The sequence below is a fragment of the Actinoplanes sp. NPDC023801 genome (genome assembly GCF_040639655.1).
GTDB lineage: Bacteria > Actinomycetota > Actinomycetes > Mycobacteriales > Micromonosporaceae > Actinoplanes.
In genome coordinates this window covers 223,280-238,912 of the sequence record NZ_JBFAAI010000009.1, presented here as the reverse complement: position 1 = coordinate 238,912, position 15,633 = coordinate 223,280, and the positions used below count along the sequence as shown (strand labels likewise).

Genomic DNA, 15,633 nt, shown 5'->3' with positions numbered 1-15,633 from the left:
GTCATCCTTTGAGACCGGAACGCGAGACGCCCTCGATGACGTAACGCTGGGTGATCAGGAACAGGATCAGCACCGGGACGCTGGCGAGTGCCGCGCCGCCCATGATGATCGGATAGTCGATGTCGTAGGCGCCCTGCAGGATGCCCAGGCCGGGCGGCAGGGTGAACTGCTCGGGACTGAACAGGACGTAGATCGGCCAGATGAAGTCGTTCCAGTTGCCGAGGAAGCTGATCACCGCAAGCGTCGCCAGCGCCGGTTTGGACAGCGGCAGGATCACCTTGATGAAGATCTGCCAGGTGTTGGCGCCTTCCAGCTGCGCGGCCTCCTCCAGCTCTCGGGGCAGTCCGAGGAAGAACTGCCGGAGGAAGAACACACCGAACGCACCGGCCGCGCCGGGCACGATCAGCGCCCACAGGGTGTCCAGCCAGCCGAGCCGGTCGACAATCAAAAAGTTCGGGATGATCAGCGTGAAGACCGGCACGAACAGCGTGGCGATGATCATCGCGAAGATGATTCTCTTGCCACGGAACTCCAGCCGGGCCAGCGCGTAGGCGGCCATCGAGGCCACCACCAGGATCAGCACGGCCTGGGCGGTGGCAGCGAGCAGACTGTTGAGGAACCAGCGCAGCACGGGAGTCTGCGAGTTGCCGGCGAACAGATTCTCGTACGCCCGGGTGGTCGGCTCCTGCGGCAGCAGGGTGGGTGGGACCTGCGTCGCCTCGCCCACCGTCTTGAACGAGGTGATCAGCATCCACACCAGCGGTGCGATGAAGACCAGGCTCATCCCGATCAGCATCGTGTACCAGGCGATACCGCGTACCCGCTTCATGATGACTCCCTGTCCCGGAACAGCCGGAAGGTGATCACGCTGACCAGCAGCAGGGCGAGGGTCAGCACGTAGCTCATCGCCGCGGCGGTGCCCATGTTGTACTCGCGCAGGCCCTTCTGCGCGATGTACATGATCGCCGTGCGGGTCTCGTTGCCCGGCGCGCCCTGGGTGATCAGCAGCGACTGGCCGAACATGTTGCTCGAGGCGAGCATCGTGTTGATCACGATGAAGACGAGTACCGGGCGCAGGCCCGGCAGCGTGATGTGGCGGAACTCCGCCCACCGGCCGCCGCCGTCGATCCGTGCCGCCTCGTACAGCTCACGCGGGATGTCCTGCAGCCCGGCCAGGTAGATGACGGCGTTGAAGCCGATCGTCCACCACACGGTGACGGCGACCAGGGAGATCCACGCCCACGGGAGCCCCGTGGTCCACGGGGTGGCCCCGGGCAGGCCGACCGCCTCGAGCAGGGCGTTGACCGCGCCCAGGTTCGGGTCGAGCAGGAATCGCCAGAGCACGCCGATCACGGCGACGCCCAGCACGTACGGGGCGAAGTAGACCGCGCGGAAGAAGGTACGGCCGGGAAACGAGCGGTTGAGCACCAGCGCCAGCGCGAGCGGCACCGTCACCAGCAGCGGCACGCTGGCGACGGTGAACGTGCCGGTGGCGCGCATGCTCTGCCAGAACTCCTCGTAGACCGCGGAGCCCCGGTCCAGGAGTGCCTCGTAGTTGGCGAGCCCGACGAACGGCTTGCCGGGCAGCAGGTAGTCCCAGTCGTGCAGGCTGACCCACAGCCCGTACCCGGCCGGGGCCAGCACGAAGGTGGCGAACAGAAGGATGTAGGGGGCCAGGAAGAGGTACGGGGTGGCGACCCCGATACGGCGGACCGGACGGTGGGGGGCGGGGCCGGAACCGGCCGCCGCGGCAGCCGGTCCGGTGCGCCCCACGGTGGCGACGCTCTTCTGGGTCATCGCGTCAGGCGCCGTACTTCTTGCGGTTGCTCTCCAGGATCGAGCTCGCCTTGCCGGCCGCGTCGGCAAGCGCCTTGGCCGGTTCCTTGCGCAGCAGGATCGCCTCGTTGACGGCGGTGTCGACGGTCGCCATGGCGTCGCTGATACCGGGGGTGGCCGGCAGGAACTGGAGGTAGTCGATCTGCGTGCCGATCGCCGCCTGCTCGGTCAGCGCGGTGAAGTCGGCGCTGTCGCGGATGTCCTTACGGGCGGGCACCTGACCGGCCTTGGCCCACTCGATGGAGTGCTGGCTGATCCAGTTGATGAACACCTTGCCGGCGGCCAGCTTGTTCTCGTCGGCCTGCTTCTGCTTGAACTGTACGAACTGGTGCGAGCCGGCCCACGCCGCCTTCTGCGAGCCGATCTGCGGCAGCGGCGCGACCCCCCACTGCAGCGCCTTGTCCTCGCGCAGCGTGTTGATCGTCCAGATGCCGTTCCAGTTGAAGGCGTTCTTGCCGTTGCGCAACGCCACCACGTCGGCGTCCTGTGCCACGTTCTTCGGGCTGTGCCCGTTCTTGACCAGGTCGGTGAGCCAGGTCAGTGCCTGGACACCGGGCTGTTCGGCGAACAGCGGCTTGGTGCCCTGCTCGTCGAACAGCTGACCGCCGTACTGCCACAGCAGCGACGAGAACTGCATCTGGCCGGTGAACGGGAACGGGGTCGCCCAGTGCCCCTGGACGCCCTTGGACTTCAGCTGCTCGAGGGCGCTCAGGTAGGTGTCCGCGGTCAGCGGCGGGGCGGCCGGGTCCAGTCCGGCCTTCTCCAGCACGGTCTTGTTGTAGAACATGCCCAGGGGGTGCACGTCCAGCGGGATGGCGTACCGGGTGTCACGGTAGACGCCGGCCCGCCATACCGGCGGCGAGAAGCTGCTCTCGGTGAGCCCGAGGGTCTTGGCGAGATCCTCCAGGGGCAGGATGACGCCGCGGGCGGCGTTGGTGGCGACGTGATCCACGTGCATGATGCCCAGGTCCGGCCCGTTGCCGGTGGCGACGGCGGCGGGGACCTTCTGGTAGTAGTCCACCCACTGGTACACGTTCATCGTGACCTTGATGTTCGGGTTCTCGGCGTTGAACTGGTCGATCAGCTTCTTCATGAACGGTCCGTCGCCGCCGGTGAAGCCGTTCCAGAACGCGAGGGTGACATTCGGCCCGGTGTAGCTGGTGGCGGCGGGTCCGGCGTTGCGGCCGGCTCCGGTGACCTTGTCACTGGGGCCGCTGTCACCGCAGGCGGCCAGCAGGGCGGCGCCTCCGGCGCCGAGACCCAGACCGAGAAGCCTGCGCCGGTTCAGCGGGGCGGGGTGGATGTTCATCGCGAAACTCCTCTTTGAGCGGGGGCGGATGCGAGCGGGACGGTGCGGGAGGGTGTTTCAGGACGCTGCCGGGACGGTGCAGCGCAGCGCGTGCCAGGAGATCGGCGGGAGCAGTACGGTGGTCCGGCCGCCGTCGAGAACCGGCTGCGGGGCACGGCGCGGGACGACCCGCTCCGGCTCGGCGACGCTGTTGCGGGCCTGCGGGTCGGCATCGGCGAGGACGAGGTGTTCGGTCACCTCCGGGTTCCCGAAAGCCCGGAGATCAAGATTCAGCGGTACGGGGTGATCGCCGCGATTGACGACGAACAGCACCAGTTCGCCGCGCCCGGGGTCGTGCACCGCCACCGAGTCGACGCTGGGTACCGCACCGAACCGGCCGGTGCTCATCATCGGCCCGGTGACCGCGGTGCGCAGGACCGTGCCGCGGGCCAGAGCCGCGGTCAGCGCGAACGGGTGGAAGATCGTCTGCCGCCAGGCGGGGCCCCCGGGTTCGGTGCGGATCGGGGCGATGATGTTGGCGAGCTGGGCCTGGCAGCCGACGGTGAGCCGGTCGGCGTGACGCAGCATGCTGATCAGCAGATTGCCGACCACCATCGCGTCGGTGACCGTGTAGTCGTCCTCGATCAGCCGGAACGGCTCCTCGGCGATGGGGCGGTCCTCCGGCTCGGTGAACCGGGACTGGTACCACACGTTCCACTCGTCGAGGGCCAGCTTGATCCGCTTGGTGCGCCGTAGTTTGGCGCGCACGTGGTCAGCGGTGGCGATCACCGAGCCGATGAACTCGTCGAGGTCGACGGCGCTGGCCCGGAAGCTCGCCGGGTCCACCTTCTCGGGATCGTAGTACTGGTGCAGCGACAGGTAGTCGACGTGGTCGTAGGCCTGCTCCAGGACGGTGGCCTCCCATGAGCCGAAGGTCGGCATGCCGGAGTTGGAGCTTCCGCAGGCGACGAGTTCGATCGTCGGGTCGACCTTGCGCATGGCGTGCCCGGCGCGGGCGGCGAGCCGGCCGTACTCGTACGCCGTCATGTTGCCGGTCTGCCACGGCCCGTCCATCTCGTTGCCGAGGCACCAGAGCCGGATGTCGTGCGGCTGGGCCACGCCGTGTTTGCGGCGCAGGTCGGCCAGGGCGGTGCCGCCGGGCAGGTTGCAGTACTCGACGAGTTCGGCTGCCTCGATGACTCCGCGGGTGCCCAGGTTCACCGCCATCATGGACTCGACCTGCGCGCGGCCGGCCCAGCGCATGAACTCGTTGAGGCCGAACGCGTTCGTCTCGATCGTGCGCCAGGCCAGGTCGAGCCGGCGGGGCCGCTCGCCGGCCGGGCCGACGCCGTCCTCCCAGCGGTAGCCGGAGACAAAATTGCCGCCGGGATAGCGGACCAGGCTGACCCCCAGTTCCCTGGTCAGTGCGAGGACGTCGGATCGCAGGCCGTCCTCGTCGGCGGCCGGGTGCCCGGGTTCGAAGATTCCGGTGTAGACGCATCTGCCCATGTGTTCCACGAAGGAGCCGAAGAGCCGGCGATCGACGGGCGCGATCGCGAACGCCGGATCGGCGGACAGATGTGCAGCTTCCACTGGTGAGCTCCCCGGTTGTGTGTGACGGACAGCACCGTTGTACAACGTTGTAACCAACGTTGTAAAGAGCCCGTAGCAGCGGCGTTACGCAGGCGTGATTTACGGTGGACGGCCGCCGGGCCGGCGTGCCCGGGCGGCGAGGGTTCAGCGGTGCCGGGCCGCCAGCCGGCCGAGGGTGCTCTCCCGCAGGACCAGCCGGTGGCCCACCCGGACCTCGCGCGGTGACGGCGCTCCGGCCGCGTCGTCGCCGAGGCGTTCGGCGAGCAGCTCCACCGCGCGCGTGGCGATCCGGTCGGTGCCCGGCGACACCGTGCTGAGGGTCGGCGTACTGAACCGCCCGTCCTCGATGTCGTCGAAACCGATCACCGCGACGTCGCCGGGAACCGCGTACCCGCGGTCGAGCAGCGTGCGGATCGCTCCGATGGCCAGCAGGTCGTTGAAGCAGAACACCGCGTCCGGCGGGTCGCCGGAGTCCAGCAGGCGGGCCATGGCCGCGGCCCCGTCGGCCCGGCGGAACTCCTCGACAGCAGCGACCAGCCCGGGAAGCCAGGGCCGCTGAGCCTGCTCCAGGGCGATCCGGTAGCCGGCGAGGCGTTGCTGGGCGCTCGCCGCGACCGGCCCCTCCTGGGCCCCGATGGCGGCGATCCGGCGCCGGCCCAGCTCACACAGGTGCCGGGTGGCGTCGGCGGCGGCTGCCATGTTGTCGATCGCGACATGATCGGCCGGCCCGTGCCAGACCCGCTCCCCCAGCAGCACCATCGGCACGCCGGTCGCGTCGGCCGCCAGTTCCTGACCGGCCAGCGCGAGCGGGCTGAAGATCAACCCGTCGATCAGGTGGCGCCGCAACCGGGCCAGCAGCCCGCGCTCCCGCTCCGCCACCCCGCCCGTCTGGTCGATCAGCACGGTCCAGTGCCGCTTCTCGGCCGCCTGGATGATGAAGCCGGCGAGCTCGGCGAAGTAGGCCGACTGCAGGTCGGGCAGGGCCAGCGCGATGACGCCCGACCGGCCGCCGCGCAGCTGGCGGGCGGCGACGTTGGGCCGGTATCCCAGTTCGCCGATCGCCGCCTGCACCCGCGCCCGGGTCTCCGGCGACACGTGGACGTAGCCGTTTACAACGTTGGAGACCGTCTTGATCGACACGCCCGCCCGCTCCGCCACATCCTTCAGTCCAGGTGGCACCGCAAGCTCCCCTCCGCCGGCTCAGCGAAACGATACCGGGCGGCCCGGAGGCCGTTGAGGGATGCGTACCGGGGCATGCCGGGCAACGAACGGCCACCGCGCCGACCGGCTCAGGCGTCGCCCATCACCAGGCCTTCGATGGTGTGCTTCTGGGTGATCGGGGTGAGACGGTCGACGATCGGGCAGCTCAGGTGGTCTCGTACGGCGGCCGGCAGGGTGGCCCAGAACTCCCCGGTCACCGCCAGGTCGTGCTTGTCGCTGTTGGTGCCGCCGGCAGCGTCGACGCCGAGCACCAGCACCGGACGCGAGACCTCGGAGCGGTTCACGGTTCCGCGGTGGATGGTCAGCGCCGAGCGGGCGGAGATGTCCCCGCGCTGCGGATACTTGCGGACGGCCAGCTGCTCGTAACGGCCGTAGCGGGCGCGGGGCGGGAACATGCCGTGCTCGAAGTCCGGCTCGTCGTCGAACTGGGTGCCCGGCGCGATCTCGAACGGTCCCATCTCGTCGGTCGTGTCGACCCCGGTCAGGTTGAAGGCGAGCGAGTCGAGCCGGCCCTCCCGCCGGGTCACCTCCGGCATCGGGAAGTCGCGGTGCCACGGCTGGTTCACGGCGCCGGCGAACGGGATGTCGAAGCCCAGCTCCACGATCCGGTAGTCGGCACCCAGCACGGCGGTGCACACGGCCATCACCCAGGGGTGGGTGACCAGGTCGACGAAGCCGCTCATCTGCTCCGGATGGATCTCGACGTACCAGCGGTTCGGCCCGCGCCCCACGGCGCCGCCCGGCCGCTGCCGGGCATCGGTGAAAGCGGTCTCGATGTCGGCTCGCATGCGATCGACCCACTCGACGCTGAACGCGCCGCGCAGGGCGGTGATGCCCTCGGCGTAGATGGCTTCCCGGGCCCTGGCCCCGGCTTCCGGATCCACTGCAGTCGTCATGCAGGCCATGTTGCAACGTGGCATGCAACGTTGCAAGTGGTCGGTAGGATCGACGCGTGTCCGCCACCCTCCGACAGGTCGCCGAGCACGCCGGCGTGTCCGTGCGTACGGTGTCCAACGTCGTGTCCGGTTTCGCCCTCGTGGCGCCGGCCACCCGGGAACGGGTCCAGCGCGCTCTGGACGAGCTGGGCTACCGCCCCAACGCCGCAGCCCGGCACCTGCGCGGCGGACGGTCCGGGCTCATCGCGCTGGTCATCCCCGAGATCGCCTCGCCGTATTTCGGAGAGCTCGCCGGTCACCTCGCCGACGAGGCCGAGAAACGCGGCTGGACGCTGCTCGTGCAGCAGACCGGCGGGGACGCCCGCCGGGAGCGCGATCTGCTCGACGGGGCGGGTGGACAGGCCGTCGACGGCCTGGTGATGAGCCCCTGGGCCCTCTCCCCGGCCGACCTGCGCCGCCGCCCCGGCGCCGCCCCGCTCGTACTGCTCGGCGAGCAGGACGCCGACGGCCTGCTCGACCACGTCGTCATCGACAACGTCACCGCGGCCCGTGAGCTGACCCGGCACCTGATCGAGACCGGGTGCACCCGGATAGCGGCCGTCGGGCCTCAACCGCACCTGCTCAACGGCACCGCGGCCAGGCGCCTGTCGGGTTACCGCCAGGCGCTGGACGAGGCCGGCCTGCCCCACGACCCGGCCCTCGAGGTGCCGGTGAACCACCTCCACCGCGCCGACGGCGCCGCGGCCATGCGCCGGCTGCTCGACACCGGCATCGAGGTCGACGCCGTGTTCGGTTTCAGCGACCAGCTGGCTCTCGGCGCCATGCACGTCGCCACCCAGCACGGACTACAGGTTCCGGCGGACCTGGCGATAGCCGGATTCGACGACGTGGAGGACGGCCGTTACGCCAACCCGCCGCTGACCACCGTGTCACCCGACAAGCCGGCGATCGCGCAGGCAGCGCTGCACTGCCTGGCCGGACGGCTCACCCCCGGCGACGGGCCACCTCCGGTGAAGCACCTGGTACCCCACCACCTGGAGATCCGCGCGAGCACGATCGGCCGGAAGGTCTCTACGAAACCGGCCGCACCCGGCATCAGAAACGCGCACCGGTAGTCGCAACCGAGCGCTCCTCGAGCCGCCGAGGAGCCCGGAAGGCGTCCGCGGCATCGTGGGGGCGGAGTTGATGGAGACGCCTTCCGGGCTCCGCGTGACTTTACACCGATGGCGCTGGAGTCAACAGAATTTACGCCAAGCTTTCTCATGTCCAACTTCGATGCCCGGCAGTCAGGATCGCCGGGTGTGCTGCCGGTCCGTGTCGGCGCCCGTACGGGTGGTCGTGCCACTGAGCAGGCGGGCGGAGTTGACCAGTCCGACGAGGCTGAAGGCCTGCGGGGTGTTGCCCATATGGCGTCCGGTCGCCGGGTCGTACTCCTCGGCGAGCAGGCCGACGTCGTTGCGCAACGCCAGCAGTTGCTCGAACAGCCGCTCGGCCTCGGCGCGCCGGCCGATGTCGTGCAGGGCGTCGACCAGCCAGAAGGTACAGGCCAGGAACGCCCCCTCGGTGCCGGGCAGCCCGTCGACGCCCTCGGTCTCCGGGCGGTAACGCAGCACGAATCCGTCCTGGCAGAGTTCTCGCTGCACGGCTTCGACCGTGCCGATCACGCGCGGGTCGGTGGCCGGCAGGAACCCGACGCGCGGAATGAGCAGCAGAGCGGCATCCAAGCCGCGAGAGCCGTACGACTGCGTGAAGGTGTTGCGGTCGGCGTCGAAGCCCTTGGCGCAGACCTCGGCGTGAATCTCGTCGCGGATGGTGCGCCACCTGCCAGCCGGGCCGCTGAGCCCGTGCTCCTCGACAGTGCGTACCGCGCGGTCGAAGCCGGTCCAGGCCAGCACCTTCGAATGAACGAAGTGCCGGCGCGGGCCACGCACCTCCCAGAGGCTGTTGTCCGGCTCCCGCCAGTTGCCCTCGAGGTGTTCCAGCAGAGCGCGTTGCAGGTCCCACGCGGTGTCGGAGGAGGCGATGCCGGATTCCCGGGCCAGATGCAGGCTCTCCAGAACCTCGCCCCAGACATCGAGCTGAAGCTGATCGGCGGCGCCGTTGCCCACCCGTACCGGGCTGGCTCCCTCGTATCCGCGCAGCCAGTCCAGCTCGTACTCCGGCAGCCGGCGGGTGCCGTCGAGTCCGTACATGATCTGCAGGTCGGCAGGATCTCCGGCAACGGCCCGCAGCAGCCACTCGCGCCAGGCCTTGGCCTCGGCGACGTAGCCGGTGCCGAGCAGCGCCTGCAGCGTGAAGGTCGCGTCGCGCAGCCAGCAGTACCGGTAGTCCCAGTTGCGGGGGCCACCCCACTGCTCCGGCAGCGACGTCGTCGCGGCGGCAAGGATCCCGCCGGTCGGCGCGTAGGTCAGTGCTTTCAGCGTCAACAGCGACCGCCGTACGGCCTCCGGCCACCGCCCGTCGTAATCGCACCGGCCGATCCAGTCCCGCCAGAAGCGCTCGGTGTCGGCAAGCGCCCGCTGCGGGTCGACGGGCTGCGGGCGGGGCAGATGCGACAGCTGGTAGGTCAGCACGAACGGGATCCGCTCCCCCGCGTGGACGTCGAACTCGGCGACCGTGGACCGGTTCTCCCCGTGCACGGGGATGTCGGTGCGCAGCCAGACGGCGTCCGGCCCGGCGACAGCACCGAGGTCCGGGCCGTGCCGGCGCACCCAGGGCACGACCCTGCCGTAGTCGAATCGCAGGATGAGGTCCATGCGCATCGGCACCGTCCCGGACAGGCCTTCGACCGTGCGTACGATGTCGGCCGCTTTACCCCGCGGCGGCATGTAGTCCACGACCCGGACCGAACCTTCGGGAGTGTCCCACTCCGTCTCCAGGATCAGGGTGTCGTCGCGGTACCGGCGCCGGGTCGCGGCACCGCCGGCCGCGGGTGCGATCTGCCAACGGCCCGCCGACTCGTCATGCAGCAATGCGGCGAAACAGGCCGGCGAGTCGAAACGCGGCAGGCAGAGCCAGTCGATCGAGCCGTCCCGGCCCACCAGCGCCGCCGTCTGCAGGTCCCCGATGACGGCGTAGTCCTCGATGCGTCCAGGCACAGTCACTCCCCCGCGAACTCACGGACACTCCGTGAGGGTCTGCGTCCGCCATCCCGTTCCGGCAGCGACGCCTGCAGACGCGTACCCGCACCGGCGCGGTGAGAAACCGGCTCAGCCCCAAGCCGAGCCGGGGACTTTTGTCCACTCCATAAAGAAGTTTCGCGTTCGACTGCCGAAAGATATGGACGTGTCGATCAAACTGCTCCAGGATGTTCACAACCTTGAATCACACCCGTAACCGGGAGCGCAGATGAGAAGTCTGTCCGTGGTCGCTTCGCTGATAACCACCCTCGCCGTCGCCGCGGCACCACCACCGGCGTACGCCGCCGAACCTCCGCCGCCGCAGGAGCCGGGGGTGACCCTCCGGACGTACGACATCGGGGTGCCGCTCAGCCGGATCTGCGAGCTCAAACCCGGGCAGACGCCCAACGTGGACAAGCTGATGTCCACCATCGACTGGTCGACCGACGAGCAGTTCGGCCTGCAGTCCAACTACGTCACCCACGCCATCGCCAACCTCACCACGACGGCGGCCGGCTCCTACACGTTCCGGCTGATCAGTGACGACGGCTCGAAGCTGTTCATCGGCGACAAGCTGGTCATCGACCACGACGGGCTGCACGGCGCCGACCCGAAGGAAGGCGCCGTCGAGCTGGCCGCGGGCCTGCACCCGCTGCGCGTCGAGCACTTCGACCGCGACGGCGGCCAGGAACTGCGACTGGCCTGGAAGACGCCGGGCTCCGGCGAATTCGTCACCGTGCCGGCGAGCGCGCTGAGCACCGACGCGGGCGTGGTCCGAGTGACCGCGCCGGGCCGCAAGGAATGCGTGTCCGGCACCGACACCCCGGGCGACGGACTCCCGCTGACCACGGTCAACCCCGGTTACACCCTCACCGACCTGCGCCCGCCGGGCTTCGAGCCACAGGTCACCGGGATCGCGTGGCGGCCCGACAAGAAGATGGTCATCACCACCTGGGGCACCACCGACAAGGTCGACGGCAAGGTCTACCTGGTCGAGAACGTGACCGGTAAGACCGGGCCGGGCAGCGTCAGGTACAAGGAGATCGCCTCCGGGCTCAAGGAGCCGATGGGCGTGGCCGTGGTCGACGGCATGGTCTACGTGTCACAGAAGCACGAGTTGACCGAGCTGCGCGACACCGACGGCGACCAGGTGCTCGACACCCGCCGCACGGTGGCGGTCTGGCCGTTCGGCGGCAACTTCCACGAGTTCGCGTTCGGCCTGCTCTACCGCAACGGCAACTTCTACCTCAACCTGTCGGTGTCGATCAACTACGGCGGTGCGACCACCGACCCGCAACCGGTCGGCGGGCGCGGCACGCACATCATGGTCAACCGTAAGAGCGGCAAGGTCACCACGGTCGCGGGCGGTCTGCGGACCCCGAACGGCATCGGCTGGGGGCCGGGCAACTCGATCTACGTGACCGACAACCAGGGTGGCTGGCTACCCTCCTCGAAACTCATCAAGATCGAGGAAAACGCCTTCTACAACCACTACACCAACCCCGACGGTACGTTCGACGCGCAGCCGGTGACCCGGCCGGTGCTGTGGCTGCCGCAGAACCAGATCGGCAACTCCCCCAGCACGCCGGTGCTGCTGGACTCCGGTCCGTACCGCAATCAGTTCCTGATCGGTGACGTCACCTACGGTGGCCTGCAGCGCGCGGCGCTGGAGACGGTCGACGGCGTCGAGCAGGGCGCCGTGTTCCGGCACACGCAGGGTCTGGAGGCCGGCATCAACCGCGTGTCGATCGGCCCGGACGGAGCGATCTATGTCGGCGGGCTCGGTGCCGACGGCAACTGGGGCCAGGAGGGCAAGCTGCGGTTCGGCCTGCAGAAGCTCACCCCCAACGGCACGAGCGTGTTCGACATGAAGACCATGAAGGCCTCCCCCGAGGGCTTCAAGATCGAGTACACCGAGCCGCTGTCCGACGCGACCGTGGCGAAGCTGCCCACCGCGTACCAGCTGGAGCAGTGGCGCTACGCCCCGACCGCGCAGTACGGCGGACCCGAGGTCGACACCGAGACCCTGACGGTGACCGCCGCGAAGGTCTCGTCCGACCGCAGGACCGTCACCCTGACCGTGCCCGGCCTGCGCCCCGACCGGGTGGTGCACCTGCGCTCCCCGCGCCCGTTCGCCTCGCGGGACGGCGAGACGCTGTGGAGCACCGAGGCCTGGTACACGATGAACGAGCTGCCCGGCAAGCAGCCGCAGCAGGTGTTCTACGAGGCCGAGGAGGGCAACCGGGAGGGCGCCGCGGGGCTCGCGACCGACCACCGTGGCTACTCCGGCATCGGCTTCGCCGCCGGTTTCGGCGAGCTCAACGCGTCCACCACCATGCACGTCAACGTGGACAAGAGCGGTGACTACGCCGTCGGGCTGCGCTACTCCAACGGCCCGAACCCGTTCAGCGGCACCAAGACGGTCAGCCTGCACGTCAACAACCGCAAGATCAGGCAGGTGTCGCTGCCGACCACGGTGACCTGGGAGGAGTGGGCCACCGCCACCGAGAAGGTCAGCCTGCGCAAGGGCGCCAACACCATCACGTACCGCGTCGACGCCCTCGACACCGGCCACGTCAACCTCGACCTAATCAGTGTTCGCGAAGCCGGCAAGCGCGTGACGCTCTTCGACGGCAAGAACCTGGACAACTGGCAGCACACCGACGGCCGCCGCCCGCAGTGGCCGCTGGTGGGCGGTGCCGCCGAGGTCTGCTGCGGCGATCTGCGCACCAAGGACGCGTACGGCGACTACAAGCTGCACGTCGAGTTCAAGGTCCCGCTGCTGCCACCGGACGTGACCGGCCAGAACCGCGGCAACAGCGGTGTCTACCAGCAGGAACGCTACGAGCTGCAGATCCTCGACTCGTTCGGGGACACCACCCTGGCCAACAACGAGGCCGGCGCGATCTACACGGTCAAGGCGCCGGACGTGAACGCCGCCACCGCACCCGAGACGTGGCAGACCTACGACATCACGTACCGCGCGGCCCGCTACGGCGCTGACGGTGTCAAGACCGAGAACGCCCGCATCACGGTCGTCTGGAACGGCCGCACGGTGCACAGCAACGTCGAGATCCCGAACGGCACCGGCGGCAACATCCCCGAGGGCCCGTCCACCGGCGCCATCCGCCTGCAGGATCACGGCAACAAGGTCCAGTACCGCAACATCTGGATCGAACCGGCAGCCTGACGTCTCTCTCCCGCGCCCCCGGAGGCAGTGCTTCCGGGGGCGCGCGACGTCTACCGCACCCACGGCAGGTTCAGCACCCGGCTACCGCGCGGGCGGTACCCGGCGTCCACCGTGGCGGCAGCGGGAAGAGACCACGCCGGCACGATGCCCCGGGGTACGCCCAGGGGCCAGGATGGGTGCGGTCCACATTCCGGCCTGCGAGGGGAACACCATGCTCGACCTGCGCTATTTCGCCGAATCCGCTGTCGGCGCGTCCACCATGACCTCGGATCGCGCGGTCGCCACCGCGTCGGCCATCGTCGCCCTGGCCGGTGCCGTCCTGGGCGGCCTGGCACTTCTCCGGCCCACCGGCGGCAATCCGCGCAGGGCTGTGGCCGCCCTCGGTGCGGGTCTCCTCGGTGCGGTCGCCGGGGTCTGGGTGCTGGCCACCGCCGACGGCGGGCCGGGCACCGGCAACGGCGTGGTCGGTGGTTACGCGGGCGTGGCGTTCGGGCTGATCGCCGTTCTGCTCGCCGGACTGGCGCTGACCCGCTCCCGGACCCGCACCGGGGCCCGCACCCGGATGTGATCCGCTGCGGGCCCCGGCACGCCTCTGCGGTCGTCGTGACCGCCACGGCTCGGCGGTCAACAACGGTGGCCGCGGGCCCGGCCGTCAAGCCACGGTGGCCGCGGGCCTCGGCGGTCAGGCCACGGTGGCTGCGGGCCTCGGCGGTCAGGCCGCGGCTACCAGCAGGGCGAAAGCGGCGATGATGACGGCGACCCGGACGTAGTGGAAGCGATCCCAGCGGTTCATCTGCTGCTTCCAGTCGGCGGGCCGGTTCTCCGGGGTCCACGTCTTGCCCCGGTTGTTGATCGGGACCAGCAGCAGCACCGACATGACCACGCTGACGATCAGCAACGCCCCGGCGGTGACGGTCAGGCCGGTGCCCTGGTTCCGCCAGCCGGCGACGGCCCAGATCGCGACGAGGACCAGCGAGGTGATGTACCAGACCGGCATGACGGCGCCGAGCATCCGGCCCCCGTGGGCGCGGCCGAGCTGGCCACCGTCGCCGGGGAGGGCGTTGAGGATGGGGTTGACGACGAAGGCGACGGAGAACTCCACCCCCACCATCACGCCGACGATCACGACCGTGAGGACCTGAATCACCTCGAGCATGACGACCACTCCCGATTCTAGCGCTGCTAGCTGTTCATGCAACGCTAACTCTAACCACGCTCTAATGTCTAGCGGTGCTAGAATTCCGGCATGTCGGTTCAGGAACGTAAGCAACGCGAACGGGCGGAGCGGGAGCGCCTCATCGTGGCGACGGCCCGCGAGCTCGCCGAGCACCAGGGCTGGGACGCGGTCACCACCCGCCGGCTCGCCGAACGTATCGAGTACAGCCAGCCCGTGCTCTACAGCCACTTCCGCGGCAAGCGGGAGATCATCGGCGCCGTCGCCCTCGACGGTGCCACCGAGATGGCTGCGGCGTTACGGACCGCGGCCTCCGCCGGGGACGGCCCCCGCGCCCGGGTCACCGCGCTCGCTCGCGCGTACCTCGGCTTCGCCGCACGCAACCCGGCCGTCTACGACGCCATGTTCGAGCTCGACGGCGGCCTGGCCTTCGCGCACGAGGACACCCCGCAACCGCTCAAGGACGCCTTCTCGGCCCTGCTGGAGACCCTCGGCGAGGTGGCCGGGGACGGCGTTCACCCGGGATTGTTCACCGAGTTGTTCTGGGCCGCCCTGCACGGGCTGGCCACCCTGACCCGAGCGGGACGGCTGCCACCGGAGCACACCGAGGCGAGAGTGGAACTGCTGGTGAACCGGCTCGCCATCACCTGACCGCCTCGTCACCGCCGAAGACGGGGCCGGCCGGCCCCGTCTCAGATCGGTCGACGGCGCACCCGGTAGCGCAGGTGGAGCACCCGGTCGCCCCGGATCACCACATCAGGATCCTCCAGCAGGTGCTGCGCGCCGACCGGCCCGAAGAAGTGCCGGCCGGACCCGAACACGACGGGTACGACGTCCATCCGCACCTCGTCGACCAGGCCCGCGGCGAGCGCCTGGCCACCGACGTCACCGGCGGCAACCTCGACCACGCGGTCCCCCGCGAGCTCCTGCGCTCTGGTTACGGCCGCCTCGACCCCGTCGACGAAGTGAAACGGCGCCTCCGGGTCCCACCCCTCGGGCTGCGGGCGGTGCGTCACGACGACCACGTGGTCGATCCCACTCGGCGGCTTGCCGTCCCAGCCGTCCGTCAGGTCGAAGACGCGGCGGCCGGCGATCGTCACCCCGATCTCATCCCAGTACGGCCGGGTGCAGTCGTAGGAGGCCTGCGACACCGTCAGCACGCCGCTGCCGTCCAGCGGGACGTCACCACTGGACAACCAGTCGAACAGCGGTCCGGGCTGGTCGTTCTCATCCGCGATGAAACCGTCCACCGACACCGAGCTGTACATGACCACCTTGCCCACGGGGCACTCCTCTGCTTTGGGGTGCCCTCAAGC

At 69.6% G+C, this 15,633-nt stretch carries 13 protein-coding genes; 4 read left to right on the top strand and 9 right to left on the bottom strand.

Going from position 1 to position 15,633, the window contains the following annotated elements; all coding sequences use genetic code 11:
* Position 1: 1 nt before the first annotated feature.
* The 6 genes from AB0G04_RS19095 to AB0G04_RS19070 all read right to left on the bottom strand — a co-directional run bounded on the left by AB0G04_RS19095 (position 2) and on the right by AB0G04_RS19070 (position 6,834).
* Positions 2-829 (bottom strand): carbohydrate ABC transporter permease, encoded by an 828-nt coding sequence (locus AB0G04_RS19095; protein WP_360983851.1) that lies wholly within the window; start codon positions 827-829, stop codon positions 2-4.
* Positions 826-1,797: a sugar ABC transporter permease gene (locus AB0G04_RS19090; RefSeq protein ID WP_360983849.1), complete on the bottom strand. Its 972-nt coding sequence runs from the start codon at positions 1,795-1,797 to the stop codon at positions 826-828. The genes AB0G04_RS19095 and AB0G04_RS19090 overlap by 4 nt, the downstream gene beginning before the upstream one ends.
* A 4-nt stretch (positions 1,798-1,801) precedes the next feature.
* Complete coding sequence (locus AB0G04_RS19085; RefSeq protein ID WP_360983847.1) at positions 1,802-3,145, bottom strand: ABC transporter substrate-binding protein; 1,344 nt, start codon at positions 3,143-3,145, stop codon at positions 1,802-1,804.
* A gap of 57 nt (positions 3,146-3,202) precedes the next feature.
* Positions 3,203-4,717 (bottom strand): alpha-N-arabinofuranosidase, encoded by a 1,515-nt coding sequence (locus AB0G04_RS19080; protein WP_360983844.1) that lies wholly within the window; start codon positions 4,715-4,717, stop codon positions 3,203-3,205.
* A 144-nt stretch (positions 4,718-4,861) separates the two neighbouring features.
* Positions 4,862-5,896 carry a LacI family DNA-binding transcriptional regulator gene (locus AB0G04_RS19075; protein WP_360983841.1) on the bottom strand — a complete coding sequence of 345 codons (1,035 nt, stop codon included), beginning with the start codon at positions 5,894-5,896 and terminating at the stop codon, positions 4,862-4,864.
* Between the two features lie 110 nt (positions 5,897-6,006).
* Positions 6,007-6,834, bottom strand: a complete 828-nt coding sequence (locus AB0G04_RS19070) for a phytanoyl-CoA dioxygenase family protein (protein WP_360983838.1) — start codon at positions 6,832-6,834, stop codon at positions 6,007-6,009.
* Positions 6,835-6,890: 56 nt separating this feature from the next.
* Here AB0G04_RS19070 and AB0G04_RS19065 point away from each other — a divergent pair, with 56 nt between their 5' ends.
* Positions 6,891-7,949, top strand: coding sequence for a LacI family DNA-binding transcriptional regulator (locus AB0G04_RS19065; RefSeq protein WP_360983835.1), 1,059 nt, complete (start codon positions 6,891-6,893; stop codon positions 7,947-7,949).
* Positions 7,950-8,120: 171 nt separating this feature from the next.
* Here AB0G04_RS19065 and AB0G04_RS19060 read toward each other — a convergent pair whose 3' ends face one another.
* Entirely contained in the window at positions 8,121-9,932 is a 1,812-nt protein-coding gene (locus tag AB0G04_RS19060) for a glycoside hydrolase family 15 protein (protein WP_360983832.1), read from the bottom strand.
* 250 nt (positions 9,933-10,182) lie between these two features.
* Between AB0G04_RS19060 and AB0G04_RS19055 the strand changes: the two genes are divergently transcribed.
* Together AB0G04_RS19055 and AB0G04_RS19050 are read left to right on the top strand one after the other, a co-directional pair.
* A complete protein-coding gene (locus AB0G04_RS19055) occupies positions 10,183-13,143 on the top strand; it encodes a family 16 glycoside hydrolase (protein WP_360983829.1) in 2,961 nt (986 codons plus the stop codon).
* Positions 13,144-13,315: 172 nt separating this feature from the next.
* A complete protein-coding gene (locus AB0G04_RS19050; RefSeq protein WP_360983826.1) occupies positions 13,316-13,711 on the top strand; it encodes a DUF6223 family protein in 396 nt (131 codons plus the stop codon).
* Between the two features lie 144 nt (positions 13,712-13,855).
* Here AB0G04_RS19050 and AB0G04_RS19045 read toward each other — a convergent pair whose 3' ends face one another.
* Positions 13,856-14,299 (bottom strand): DUF1772 domain-containing protein, encoded by a 444-nt coding sequence (locus tag AB0G04_RS19045; RefSeq protein ID WP_360983824.1) that lies wholly within the window; start codon positions 14,297-14,299, stop codon positions 13,856-13,858.
* Between the two features lie 90 nt (positions 14,300-14,389).
* On the opposite strand from AB0G04_RS19045, the gene AB0G04_RS19040 reads away from it, so the two are divergent.
* The gene (locus AB0G04_RS19040) at positions 14,390-14,968 is read left to right on the top strand and encodes a TetR/AcrR family transcriptional regulator (RefSeq protein ID WP_360983821.1); all 579 of its coding nucleotides are present in this window, start codon (positions 14,390-14,392) and stop codon (positions 14,966-14,968) included.
* Positions 14,969-15,009: 41 nt separating this feature from the next.
* On the opposite strand, the gene AB0G04_RS19035 is transcribed toward AB0G04_RS19040, so the two are convergent.
* Entirely contained in the window at positions 15,010-15,600 is a 591-nt protein-coding gene (locus tag AB0G04_RS19035; RefSeq protein WP_360983818.1) for a dihydrofolate reductase family protein, read from the bottom strand.
* Positions 15,601-15,633 lie beyond the last annotated feature (33 nt).